This is a genomic window from Clostridium sp. FS41, from assembly GCF_000954015.1.
Taxonomy (GTDB): Bacteria; Bacillota; Clostridia; order Lachnospirales; family Lachnospiraceae; genus Enterocloster; species Enterocloster citroniae.
On the sequence record NZ_JYHN01000024.1, the window covers coordinates 89,104 to 101,120 of the forward strand.

Annotated in this window: 12 protein-coding genes; 9 read left to right on the forward strand and 3 right to left on the reverse strand. The window is 51.7% G+C overall.

Features of this window, described 5'->3' with window-relative positions; translation table 11 throughout:
* Nucleotides 1–29 precede the first annotated feature (29 nt).
* Nucleotides 30–695: a deoxyribose-phosphate aldolase gene (deoC, locus tag CLFS41_RS03020; protein WP_045091413.1), complete on the reverse strand. Its 666-nt coding sequence runs from the start codon at nt 693–695 to the stop codon at nt 30–32.
* A gap of 321 nt (nt 696–1,016) precedes the next feature.
* On the opposite strand from deoC, the gene CLFS41_RS03025 reads away from it, so the two are divergent.
* From CLFS41_RS03025 to CLFS41_RS03065, 9 genes are all read left to right on the forward strand, one after another.
* Complete coding sequence (locus tag CLFS41_RS03025) at nt 1,017–2,711, forward strand: FAD-dependent oxidoreductase (RefSeq protein WP_007862055.1); 1,695 nt, start codon at nt 1,017–1,019, stop codon at nt 2,709–2,711.
* A complete protein-coding gene (locus CLFS41_RS03030) occupies nt 2,702–2,914 on the forward strand; it encodes a DUF4624 family lipoprotein (RefSeq protein WP_242856763.1) in 213 nt (70 codons plus the stop codon). The genes CLFS41_RS03025 and CLFS41_RS03030 overlap by 10 nt, the downstream gene beginning before the upstream one ends.
* A gap of 200 nt (nt 2,915–3,114) precedes the next feature.
* The gene (locus tag CLFS41_RS03035; RefSeq protein ID WP_347467427.1) at nt 3,115–4,464 is read left to right on the forward strand and encodes an MATE family efflux transporter; all 1,350 of its coding nucleotides are present in this window, start codon (nt 3,115–3,117) and stop codon (nt 4,462–4,464) included.
* Nucleotides 4,465–4,644: 180 nt separating this feature from the next.
* Entirely contained in the window at nt 4,645–5,355 is a 711-nt protein-coding gene (locus tag CLFS41_RS03040) for an MBL fold metallo-hydrolase (protein ID WP_007862051.1), read from the forward strand.
* A 27-nt stretch (nt 5,356–5,382) separates the two neighbouring features.
* Entirely contained in the window at nt 5,383–6,675 is a 1,293-nt protein-coding gene (locus CLFS41_RS03045) for a dihydroorotase (protein ID WP_082082485.1), read from the forward strand.
* On the forward strand, nt 6,659–7,372 hold the full coding sequence (locus CLFS41_RS03050; protein ID WP_330610801.1) for a YjjG family noncanonical pyrimidine nucleotidase: 714 nt from the start codon (nt 6,659–6,661) through the stop codon (nt 7,370–7,372). The genes CLFS41_RS03045 and CLFS41_RS03050 overlap by 17 nt, the downstream gene beginning before the upstream one ends.
* A 239-nt stretch (nt 7,373–7,611) precedes the next feature.
* Nucleotides 7,612–8,514: an amino acid ABC transporter substrate-binding protein gene (locus CLFS41_RS03055; RefSeq protein ID WP_045091414.1), complete on the forward strand. Its 903-nt coding sequence runs from the start codon at nt 7,612–7,614 to the stop codon at nt 8,512–8,514.
* A gap of 137 nt (nt 8,515–8,651) precedes the next feature.
* Nucleotides 8,652–9,311: an amino acid ABC transporter permease gene (locus tag CLFS41_RS03060; RefSeq protein WP_007862044.1), complete on the forward strand. Its 660-nt coding sequence runs from the start codon at nt 8,652–8,654 to the stop codon at nt 9,309–9,311.
* 20 nt (nt 9,312–9,331) lie between these two features.
* Entirely contained in the window at nt 9,332–10,099 is a 768-nt protein-coding gene (locus CLFS41_RS03065) for an amino acid ABC transporter ATP-binding protein (protein WP_007862041.1), read from the forward strand.
* Nucleotides 10,100–10,215: 116 nt separating this feature from the next.
* Here the strand turns inward: CLFS41_RS03065 and CLFS41_RS03070 are convergent, their stop codons facing one another.
* On the reverse strand, nt 10,216–11,586 hold the full coding sequence (locus CLFS41_RS03070) for an MATE family efflux transporter (RefSeq protein ID WP_007862040.1): 1,371 nt from the start codon (nt 11,584–11,586) through the stop codon (nt 10,216–10,218).
* A 7-nt stretch (nt 11,587–11,593) separates the two neighbouring features.
* Complete coding sequence (locus CLFS41_RS30635; protein ID WP_242849219.1) at nt 11,594–11,743, reverse strand: hypothetical protein; 150 nt, start codon at nt 11,741–11,743, stop codon at nt 11,594–11,596.
* Between the last annotated feature and the right edge of the window lie 274 nt (nt 11,744–12,017).

Consider the following 12,017-nt stretch of genomic DNA (forward strand, 5'->3'; position numbering starts at 1 on the left):
GTGTGCCCTTGTCCACTGAGAGTATGGAATCAATAGGTGCCTGCTTCCTGTCCGCTCAAAAGCTTGAGGGCGGAGCTGGTACCTATACGGTCGCATCCTTCCTCCAGGAACGTCTCCAGATCCTCCTTGGTCTTCACACCTCCTGCAGCCTTGATCTTCACACCCTCGCCAATGTACTGCTTAAATAACCGGATATCCTCGACCCTGGCTCCTGCTGTCCCAAATCCAGTGGAGGTCTTGATATAGTCGGCCCCCCCGTCCGTAACGCATTTGCACAGCTCTTTTTTCTCATCCTCTGTCAGATAGCAGGTCTCGATGATTACTTTCACCACATGGCTCCCCGCAGCCTTTTTGACTGCCTCGATTTCACGTGTGATTCTGGCAAACCCGCCGTTTTTAACATCACCGATGTTTACCACCATATCCACTTCCCCGGCTCCGTCCGCCAGGGCTTTCTGGGTTTCGTAAACCTTTGTCTCCGTGGTGTTGTATCCCAGCGGAAATCCAATGACCGTGCACACATTCAGCTTGTCTCCATAGACATTTGACACCCGCTTTACATAGCTGGGAGGTATACAGACCGAAGCCGTGCGGTTCTCAATGGCTTCCTCACAGAGTGTCTGTATTTCATCCCATGTGGAGACTGCCTTTAACAGTGTATGGTCCACATGGACCAGAATCTCTTCCCTTGTCATACCCATCCCCCTGTCTTTTCCGTGTTTGTTTGTAACCTCATTATATCGTTTCACTACCGCCTAAACCATCCGAAATCCCGGCAAATTGTCTAGTATTCTGAACTAAATCCGCGTTTTTGTATATATTGTGTATAGCCGGCGCCCTGTAATATGAAGACGCAGAAAAGAGTAAAAAATCCATCCGGCAAAACAGGAGAACTGGATTATCTCTCATTTCCGTACTATAATAGGGACAAGGGCAGATTCCCCAAGAGGGAACCGGCTGCCATATCCGGACAGCCTGCGTGTGCCCTCAGTATCTGAAAAGGAGATGAGTCAGTGATGAAGGTTGTAATTGTAGGAGGGGTTGCCGGCGGTGCCGGAACAGCTGCCAGGCTTCGCAGGAATGACGAACAGGCAGAGATCATCATGCTGGAACGAGGTTCATATATCTCGTATGCCAACTGCGGCCTGCCGTATTATATTGGCGGTGTGATCACGGAAAAGGAAGCGCTGCAGCTGCAGACACCGGAAAGTTTTGGCACCCGGTTCCATGTGGATGTGCGCACCATGAGCGAGGTGGCTGCCGTGGATACTGCCAGGAAGTGTGTGGTGGTAAAACATGGCGGGGAGACATATGAGGAAAGCTACGACAAGCTGGTGCTGTCACCAGGCGCAGGCCCTGTCCGTCCGGGAATCCCGGGCATGGAAAAGAATCATGTGTTTACCCTGAGGAATATACCGGATACCTATGCGATCCATGATTATGTTACGGAGCATAATCCGGTGTCCTGCGCTGTCATAGGAGCCGGGTTTATCGGCCTTGAGATGGCGGAGAATCTGGCAGAGCAGGGCCTTAAGGTATCTGTGGTGGAAGGGGCTTCCCATGTGATGCCGCCCATTGATATGGATATGGCCCATGGGGTACATAATTATATCCGGTCCAAAGGAATCGATCTTTATCTGGGACAGACCTGTACGGCCATGGATGGGAGCGGTGTGATTTTGAAAAACGGTGCAAAGGTTCCTGCCGACATGGTGATTATGAGCATCGGCGTACGCCCGGACACCGGATTTTTAAAGGACAGCGGCATTGAGCTGGGAGCCAGAGGAGAGATCATTGTAAACACGTACATGGAGACGTCAGCGGCGGATGTATATGCTCTGGGTGATGCGGTATCGGTGGAACATGTGGTAAGCGGACAGAAAGTCCTGATCCCCTTGGCATCCCCGGCCAACAAGCAGGGCCGTATTGTGGGCGACAATCTTTGCGGAAAGAAGACCGCCTACAAGGGGAGCCAGGGAACTTCCGTAATGAAGTTTTTTGATATGACGGTGGCGGTCACAGGGGAGAAGGAGGAATCCCTGAAGGCACAGGGAAGGCCCTACCGCAAAGCGATTACCACATCCGCATCCCAGGCAGGTTATTATCCTGGCGGCGATATGATGACCATCAAGACCTTATTTGATCCTGAGACAGCTGTCATCCTGGGCGCCCAGATCGTGGGCGGGAAAGGCGTGGACAAGCGGATCGATGACCTGGCGAATGCAGTGCGGTTTAAGCTCACCGGGTATGATCTGCAGGAAATGGAACTGGCTTATGCGCCTCCATTTTCATCTGCCAAGGATCCGGTGAATATGGCCGGATATGTGATCGGCAATATCATGGACGGTCTGATGCGTCCGTTTTACCTGGAGGATCTGGATCAGATTCCGGAGGACGCCATCCGGCTGGACGTGAGGACAGAAGGAGAATATGCAGGAGGCACCATTCCCGGATTTATCAACATTCCTCTGGACAGCCTGAGGGATCGTATGGGCGAGCTGGATCTTTCAAAGGATATTTACATCACCTGCCAGATCGGTCTTAGAGGTTATATTGCGCAGAGGATCCTGGACCAGGCCGGAGCCAGGACCTGGAATATGAGCGGCGGTTACCGGTTCTATGAGATGAAGGTCAGGGATGAACAGTCCCAGGCAGCGGGAATGGGATTGTGTACGGCCTGCGGGATGGAGAAAGCGGCATTGTGGAAATAAAAGACAGAAATGCAGGCGAAGTTTTATGGAGCAATACATGGAATGAAAATGCCAGTGGTAAAACCGTTACAGTTTCGCTCAATAATCTACAAAAAGAGAAAGAGTACGTTGTGGGGTTTACTGGAACTACAATAAATCATGCTGTTGCAAAAGTTACTTTTGAAAGTGAATTGGTTCAAGAGAAATCAAGATCTTCAAAATAAACTTCCAGCCCTTTGTGAAAAGCGGATGTGTCAGCCCCGGAACTCTTAATATTTTTGGATAAATTGAAGATTGACGCAGAATGTTGGTTGGAGTAGGCTTTTATAGAAAACATTCTGCGTCATTTTTATACGGTCCGGTAAATATTGGATATGAGCCGGCCAGGATGATGATGCCGCAGCACAAAGGACGGTAAAGGCACATGGAAAAAAGGAATCCGGGGGGATACATGTTTTCCAATGCAGATTTAAGAAAGCTGATTTTTCCGCTGATCGTGGAACAGATCCTGGCTGTATCAGTGGGCATGGTGGATACCATGATGGTATCCAGTGTGGGGGAGGCGGCCACCTCGGGCGTATCCCTGGTGGACATGATCAATACTCTGTTTATCAATATATTTGCAGCGGTGGCCACAGGAGGGGCCGTGGTGTCCTCCCAGTATCTGGGACAGAAACGGCGGGACCGGGCCTGCCAGTCGGCAGACCAGCTGCTGATCATAACCGGAATGCTGTCCCTGGGGATCATGATCTTGTGCATCCTGTTCAGAAAAGGTTTTTTATCCCTGATTTATCAGGGGGTGGCAGAGGATGTGATGAGGAATGCCAGGGTCTATCTGGTCATATCGGCCCTATCCTATCCGTTCCTGTCCGTGTATAATTCCTGTGCGGCCCTGTTCCGCTCCATGGGAAACTCCAAGATATCCATGCAGGCATCCATTATTATGAATGTGATCAATGTGATCGGGGATTCCCTCTTTATATTTGTATTCCACTGGGGCGTGGCGGGTGCTGCCCTGGCATCCCTGATATCGCGTATGACCGCCTGTTTTATCCTTTTATACCGCCTTCGCAACAGGAATCTGGACCTATATATCGGAACCGGATTTAAGATCAACCGGCGGATGATGAAGCAGATTTTAAATATTGGGATACCAAACGGGATCGAGAACAGTATCTTCCAGCTGGGCCGTGTGCTGGTGGTGGGTATCATCGCCATGTTCGGAACCACCCAGATTGCCGCCAATGCCATTGCCAATAACCTGGACGGCATGGGCGTGCTCCCCGGCCAGGCCATGAGCCTGGCGATTATTACTGTGGTGGGCCGCCTGGTGGGCGCAGGCGATTTTGACCAGGCGGAGTACTATGCCAAAAAGATGATGAAGCTCACCTATGTGGTCAGCGGCCTTTGCTGTATCGCCGTCATACTGACCATGCCCCTTACACTGCGGTTGTACGGCCTGTCCCCCGAGGCTCTGCGCATGGGAGCGATCCTGGTGCTGATCCATAACGGATGCGCCATCTTTATCTGGCCATGTTCCTTCTGCCTGGCCAATGTGTTAAGAGCTGCCAATGATGTGAAATTTCCTATGTGCATATCCATCATGTCCATGATCCTGTTCCGCATCGGATTCAGCTTCCTGCTGGCTGTCGGACTGGAGCTGGGCGCAGTGGGCGTATGGTGGGCCATGATCGCGGACTGGGTGGTGCGGTCGGCGTTCTTTGGCTGGAGGTTCTTTTCAGGGAAATGGAAAAGATTTTACCATGCAATGTAATGATGGAGTTACCTGTGCACCTGATCCGTTGGGGTCAGGTGCATTTTTTACCAAATTCCGGAATTCCCTAGACATCCAATTCACCATCAGAAAAAACTATACGTATTTTCCGGATTATGTTACTATAAGACATATATAAGTGTACTTCCGGAGTACACATAAAGGTCAGGAGGAGAGATTATGAAGATAACATATATCCATCACAGCAGCTTTATGGCAGAGCTGGAACACACAGCGCTTCTGTTTGACTATTTTGAGGGGGACATACCGGAGATACCGGAGGACAAGCCGTTGTTTGTGTTTGCCAGCCATCGGCACGGGGATCATTTTTCACGCTCCATTTTTGACCTGTCGGACGGGCGCAGAAAGGTGACCTATGTGCTGTCGGACGATATCTGGAGAAGGCAGGTGCCGGAGGAACTTCTGGGCAGGACCACGTTCATGGGGCCGGGTGAGAGCGGGTGTTTGGCGGACGGAGCCGGGCAGCCCTTGGAGATTGAGGCTTTTAAATCCACGGACGAGGGAGTTGCATTTCTCATAAAGGCGGAGGGACAGGTTATCTACCACGCCGGGGATCTGAACAATTGGGTGTGGGAAGGCGAGCCGGAGAAGGATAACCAAAGGATGAGTGAGAACTATCACAAGGAGCTTGCCAAACTGGCCGGACGCCATATTGACGTGGCGTTTATGCTGATCGACCCGAGACAGGAAAAGGATTTCTACCTGGGTATGGATGATTTCATGCGCATGGTTGGGGCAGATGTGGTGTTCCCCATGCATTTTTGGGGAGATTTTGAAGCAGCGTCCAGGTTTAAAGCGCTGCCGTGTGCCAAATCCTATGGAGACAGGATACATGAGATCCGTAAAAAGGGTGAAAGCTTTATTATATGATCAGATTAGAGAGAGAGGAACAGGAGTATGATTTTGATTCAAGGCGGCCGCGTGATCGGACCGGCAGAGGGAATAGATATGAAGGCGGATGTGGTGCTGGACGGAGGGCGGATCGCTGAGATCATACCGGCTGGGCAGCAGACAGCCGGGCGGGAGGCATCCCGCGATTATGAGCGTGTCATAGATGCAAACGGCATGATCGTTGCGCCGGGTCTGGTGGACGTACATGTGCATTTCCGCGATCCGGGACTCACTTACAAGGAAGATATTTACACAGGCGCGAAGGCGGCTGCAAAGGGCGGATTCACCACGGTGGTCTGCATGGCCAATACAAAGCCTATTGTGGACAATGAAGAGACGCTTCGCTATGTGCTGGAGGAAGGAAAAAAGACGGGAATCCACGTTCTCAGCTGCGCTGCTGTATCCAAAGGTTTTAACGGCCGGGATATGACGGACATGGAGGGACTTTTGGCAGCTGGAGCCGCTGGGTTTACAGATGACGGAATCCCTCTGATGGAGGGAAACTTCGTGCGTGCGGCCATGGAAAAGGCAGCCCGGCTGGACACTGTGTTAAGTTTCCACGAGGAGGACAAGGCATTTATCAAAGAAAACGGGATCAATCACGGCAGGGTTTCAGATCAGCTTGGAATCTACGGATCGCCTGCCCTGGCAGAGGATTCACTGGTTGCCAGAGACTGCATGATCGCCTTGGATACAGGGGCTGTGGTGGATATACAGCACATCAGTTCCGGCCACTCCGTGGAAATGGTGCGCTTGGCCAAGAAATTGGGTGCAAAGGTGTGGGCCGAGGTAACACCCCATCATTTTACACTGACTGAAGATGCGGTGCTTAAGCACGGCACTCTGGCCAAGATGAATCCTCCTCTGCGTACCGAGGAGGACAGGCAGATGCTGATCCAGGGCCTGAAGGACGGAACCATTGACATGATCGCCACCGACCATGCGCCCCACAGCAGGGAGGAAAAGGACCGTCCTCTGACAGCGGCTCCCAGCGGGATCCTGGGACTGGAGACAGCCCTGGCCCTGGGCATCACCAGCCTGGTAAAGCCCGGCCATCTGACCATGGCGCAGCTGATGGAAAAGATGAGCAGTAATCCGGCCAGGCTTTACAAGCTGGACTGCGGCCGGATGGAAGCAGGCGCACCGGCCGATCTGGTGATCTTTGATGAGAACAGGCAGTGGACCGTAAAAGGATTTGAATCTAAGTCATCCAACAGCCCGTTTCTGGGAGAAACCTTGACCGGTCAGGTAGTGTATACAATATGCGGAGGAGCGATTGTTTATGGGGACGGAGAATAAAATGCAGGTCACGGACCGGAGATATGATGTCATTCTCCTGGATGTGGACGGCACACTCCTGGATTTTAAGCTGTCGGAAAAGCTGGGGATGGAACATGTTATGAGGGCTTTCGGGGTAGAGCCCACAAAAGAACGGATGGAACTGTACCATGAGATCAACGAGGGCTTCTGGTCCGCCTTTGAGCGGGGGGAGGTTACCAAGGAACGTCTGGTATGGGAGCGGTTTAATGTGTTCTTTGCCAGGCTTGGGATCACGGTAGATGGCCATGCGACAGAAAATCTGTACCGCAGGCAGCTGGATGATTCGGCATTTCTTATTGATGGGGCTCTGGATCTGTGTCAATATCTGAAGGAGCGGTATGACTTGTATGTGGTCACAAACGGCACTTCATCCACCCAATATAAACGGCTGGCCGCCTCCGGCCTGGATTGTTTCATGAAGGATATCTTTGTCTCCGAGGATGCGGGAAGCCAGAAACCACAAAAGGAATATTTTGAGTACTGCTTTAAGCGGATACCGGGCGTCTGCCCGGAGCGCATGCTTTTAGTGGGGGATTCCCTTTCCTCCGATATAAAAGGCGGCCAGGCAGCCGGCACAGCCACCTGCTGGTATAACCCTTCCGGCCTGATTAACAGGACAGGGGTCCGGCCTGATCTGGAGATCTGTGCCCTGGGGGAACTGAAAAGAATATTATAAAACAGACTGATTCATTTTTAATCTTTTGTTCTCAGGCATTGCTGCAATAACTGTTGCAGGCATCTTGCGGGATATGCCAGCCATGCCTGGGTCATCCATCCTGTACATGATAATAGCATTTTCCTCTTTACATATGCACTTTAGTGTGCTAATATGATAGCGTGTCAAAAGCACCGGCATTGAGACAACATGGTTTCATGCCGTAAATTTTGAGTGTTTATTATGAGGAGGATATTATTATGAAAAAGAGACTGGCGGGCATAGCACTTGCTACTGTGATGGCATTATCCCTTGCAGGGTGCGGCGGTTCCAATGGGGGCGCAACCACGGCAGCCGATACCACGGCAGCCGATACCATGGCAGCTGATACTTCGGCAGAGGACACCACGGCAGCCGATACATCGGCGGAGGCCGCATCCACAGAAGCGGCTCAGGCAGAGAGCGCCGGAGGCACATTGGTTGTTGGATTTGACCAGGACTTCCCTCCCATGGGATTCCTTGGGGATGACGGTGAGTTTACGGGTTTTGATCTGGAACTGGCCCAGGAAGTTGCAAAGCGTCTTGGCCTTGAATATAAGCCACAGCCCATTGCATGGGATTCCAAGGATATGGAACTGGAGTCAGGAAACATTGACTGTATCTGGAACGGTTTTACCATGACCGGCCGGGAAGATAACTATACATGGACGGAAGCATACATGGCAAATACCCAGGTATTTGTTGTTGGAAAGGATTCCGGTATTGCAAGCCAGGCAGACCTGGCAGGCAAGGTAGTGGAGTGTCAGGTGGATTCTTCCGCAGAGGCAGCTTTGAAGGAAGTGCCGGATCTGACAGCCACCTTTAAGGAACTGCTGACAACCGCTGATTACAACACGGCTTTCATGGATCTGGAGCAGGGCGCGGTTGACGCCATTGCCATGGATGTGATCGTGGCAGGATACCAGATCCAGCAGAGGAACGCTGATTTCGTGATCCTGGAGGATACATTATCCGCAGAAGAGTATGGTGTTGGCTTTAAGAAGGGCAACACAGAGCTTCGGGATAAGGTACAGGCAACCCTGGAGGAGATGGCTGCTGACGGCACATTAAAGAGCATCTCTGAGAAATGGTTTGGAGAGGATGTTACCACCATCGGGAAATAGGGTGCAGACAGAGAGAATGAAGGAAAATAAAGCCGCTGCGCAGGCGTGCTGTCCTGGCTTTCAGTAGCCGGAACAGCCGCCTGATCCCAGCGGCTTTGCATGGTTTTTCAGGATAAAAATTGAAGGTGGTATAGGTTATGGGTAAAATGACGATCCAGCAGATGATATTGCAGTTGGCAGGCGGTATGGGAACCAGTATACAGATATTCCTGGTCACCCTTGTTTTCTCCCTGCCCCTTGGCCTGGTGGTGGCCTTTGGGCGTATGTCCAGGAACAAGTTTCTTCAGGCCATTGTAAAGGTCTACATATCCATCATGCGGGGAACCCCCCTGATGCTCCAGCTGATGGTGGTATATTTTGGCCCCTATTACCTGTTCAGGATCAAGGTGGGCAGCGGATACAGGCTGTGGGCCACCTTTATCGGCTTTGTCGTCAACTATGCCGCTTATTTTGCTGAGATATACAGAAGCGGGATCCAGTCCATGCCCGTGGGGCAGTATGAGGCTGCGCAGATCCTGGGATACAGCAGGTTTCAGACATTTTTTAAGATCATCCTTCCCCAGGTGGTAAAGCGGATCCTTCCCTCTGTCACCAATGAGGTGATCACCCTTGTAAAGGATACGTCCCTTGCCTTTACCCTGAGTGTGGCGGAAATGTTCTCCATTGCCAAAGCGCTGGCGGCTTCCCAGACCAACATGATCCCCTTTGTGGCAGCAGGATTGTTCTATTATGTGTTCAATCTGGTGGTTGCCGTGGGAATGGAATGGGTGGAGAAGAAGCTGAATTATTACCAGTAAAAGCGGGAGGAATGTGGATTATGAAGCTGTTAGAGTTAAATCATGTGGAAAAGTCATTTGGAGACCTGTCTGTGATCAAGGACATCTCCATGAGTGTGGAGGAAGGGGAGATCGTTTCCATCATCGGTCCTTCCGGCTCCGGCAAATCTACTCTTCTGCGCTGCGCCACCATGCTTGAGGATATGGACAGCGGCGAAGTGATCTATCTGGGAAAGAAAGCGGCCTGGACAGGAGATAAGGGAAAGGCCGTGTATGCGGGGAAAAAAGAGCTGAAGGAAATCCAGAGCCAGTATGGTCTGGTGTTCCAGAACTTTAATCTGTTTCCCCATTACAGTGTGATGAAGAATATTACGGATGCCCCCATCCATGTGCAGAAGCGGGATAAGGAGGAGGTGTACCGGGAGGCCAGGGAACTTCTTATGAAGATGGGGCTGGAGGATAAGGAAAATGCCTATCCGTGCCAGCTCTCCGGCGGACAGTGCCAGCGTGTGGCCATTGCCAGGGCATTGGCCTTAAACCCCAAGATCCTGTTTTTTGATGAGCCTACCTCAGCCCTGGACCCCGAACTGACAGGCGAAGTGCTGAAGGTCATCAAATCCCTGGCAGACCTGGACATTGCCATGGTGATTGTGACCCATGAGATGGCATTTGCCAGGGATATTTCCCACCGGGTGATCTTTATGGCAGGCGGGGTGATCGTGGAGCAGGGAACACCGGAGCAGGTATTTGCCTCGGACAACCAGAGGACCCAGAGCTTCCTGGGACGGTACGGGGCTATGCTTCAGTGATATTCAGCCATAGGAACATCAAATCCAAGGCTGTGCCATGATGTTCATATGAAAAAACATAGGATTTCCAGAGATGACGCTCCTGGTGTAAGGGGCTGTCCCTGGAAATCCTATGTTTAATTTTTGGCCAGCTTTCTCATATACCTGGAAAAATAAATCTGGGTGATGAAGGTGGTCAATACATTGGAGATGGCTTCGGCCATGTAGATTCCCCAAACCCCTATGATATGGGGCAGGAAGATCGCCAGGGGAAGAAGCAGGAGGAGCTTGCGCATGATCCCGAAGATAAAGGAGTACCATGTATTGCCCAGGGCCACGAAGGCGTTCTGGTTCACCATCTGCAGGCCGATGACAAGCACGGTGCTGAACATGATGCGCATGGTAATCGTGGTAAGGCCCAGGAGCTGGCTGTCATTGGTGAACATGCGGCAGATCGGTCCGGGAAATGCCACCAGGAAAAACCACATAAGGGTGGCGCAGCCAATGCTCAGGATTCTGGCGTAGTGAATGGTTTCCTTGATCCGCCCGTAATTTCCCGCGCCCAGGTTGTAGCTGAGAATGGGCTGGGCGCCGGTGATAATACCGATCAGGGGCATGAAGAATACCTGGCTTACACTGGTGAGAAGGGCCATGGAAGCAATGTGCAGATTGCTGTCAGCGCCTCCGTAGCGGATCAGGAGCCAGTTGAGGACAATGACCACAATACTCTCATTGACACGGAAGGTAAAGGGTGACAGGCCCAGGGCACACATGGGGCGGATGATGGCTGCCATGGGCTTCATGTCTCTGATCCTAAGACGCAGGGTGGCGCGGTCCGAACACAGAAAATAGAGGACCCAGGCAGCGGATACCGCCTGTGAGATAACGGTTGCGACAGCTGCCCCCGCGATTCCCATATCCAGCACATATATGAAGATGGGATCCAGGACAATATTTAAAAATGCTCCGATCACAATGGTAAAGGTGCCCACCCCGGTAAATCCCTGGGCGTTGATAAATGGGTTCATGCCCATGGATATCTCCACAAACACAGTCCCGGCCAGGTAGATGCTCAGATAATCACGGGCATAGGGCAGGGTGGAGCTGTCAGCCCCAAATGCCTTCAGCATGGGTGTGAGAAATGCCGTGCACACCACGGTGAGGATCAGTCCGATTCCAACCAGAAGGACAAATGCATTGGAGAGAAATCTGCGCCCCTTTTCCAGATCTCCGCTTCCCATGGCAATGGAAGCCAGGGGTGAGCCGCCCATTCCGGGAATACAGCTGAAGGCGGCGGCTATCATGATAATGGGAAATGTGATGCCGATCCCGCTGAGCGCCAGGGTGCCTGCCTCCGGCATGTGGCCTATGTACATTCTGTCCACAATGCTGTACAGCGCATTTACCAGCTGGGCGATTGTGATGGGGATGGTCAGCCTGATCAAAAGGGGCAGGACTTTGGCTCCGGCCAGCTGACTGTTCATGTCTTGTTTGGATGTGCGGTTCATGTGTTGTTTACTCCCTGTCCTGATTTGTATTGGTGATCCATGGGCTGACGCACAGGATACTTTCTATGTCGGCTTTTAACAGCCTGCCCTCGCTGGGCTGTTTGAATTTATAGCCGTGTCGTGGTATGCTCACCAGAATCTGATTCTCTGCCATCATGGTCAGGGCCTCACGCACCGGCGCCCGGCTTACATTATATTTTTCAATAAGGAACTTTTCGGTAAATATAGAATCGAATGTGTACAGCCTCTGATGATATCAGAGATAAGGGCGCTGTAAACCTGATGTTTTAAGGAATCCTTCTGCTTTGCGGACATAGGGACAGTGCCTCCTTATGCCTTTTTGTCTATCATACCGTTACAGGAGGGGGAAGTCAATAGAAAAAGGGAGACATACCCAAACAGAAACACGCTGTGATGATACCACAATGTGT

Excerpts from the sequence above, each read along its gene's own strand:
- deoC (WP_045091413.1), bottom strand. The coding sequence starts at position 695 with ATGACAAGGGAAGAGATTCTGGTCCATGTGGACCATACACTGTTAAAG.
- CLFS41_RS03025 (WP_007862055.1), top strand. The coding sequence starts at position 1,017 with ATGAAGGTTGTAATTGTAGGAGGGGTTGCCGGCGGTGCCGGAACAGCT.
- CLFS41_RS03035 (WP_347467427.1), top strand. The coding sequence starts at position 3,115 with ATGGAAAAAAGGAATCCGGGGGGATACATGTTTTCCAATGCAGATTTA.
- CLFS41_RS03040 (WP_007862051.1), top strand. The coding sequence starts at position 4,645 with ATGAAGATAACATATATCCATCACAGCAGCTTTATGGCAGAGCTGGAA.
- CLFS41_RS03045 (WP_082082485.1), top strand. The coding sequence starts at position 5,383 with ATGATTTTGATTCAAGGCGGCCGCGTGATCGGACCGGCAGAGGGAATA.
- CLFS41_RS03050 (WP_330610801.1), top strand. The coding sequence starts at position 6,659 with ATGGGGACGGAGAATAAAATGCAGGTCACGGACCGGAGATATGATGTC.
- CLFS41_RS03055 (WP_045091414.1), top strand. The coding sequence starts at position 7,612 with ATGAAAAAGAGACTGGCGGGCATAGCACTTGCTACTGTGATGGCATTA.
- CLFS41_RS03060 (WP_007862044.1), top strand. The coding sequence starts at position 8,652 with ATGGGTAAAATGACGATCCAGCAGATGATATTGCAGTTGGCAGGCGGT.
- CLFS41_RS03065 (WP_007862041.1), top strand. The coding sequence starts at position 9,332 with ATGAAGCTGTTAGAGTTAAATCATGTGGAAAAGTCATTTGGAGACCTG.
- CLFS41_RS03070 (WP_007862040.1), bottom strand. The coding sequence starts at position 11,586 with ATGAACCGCACATCCAAACAAGACATGAACAGTCAGCTGGCCGGAGCC.
- CLFS41_RS30635 (WP_242849219.1), bottom strand. The coding sequence starts at position 11,743 with ATGATGGCAGAGAATCAGATTCTGGTGAGCATACCACGACACGGCTAT.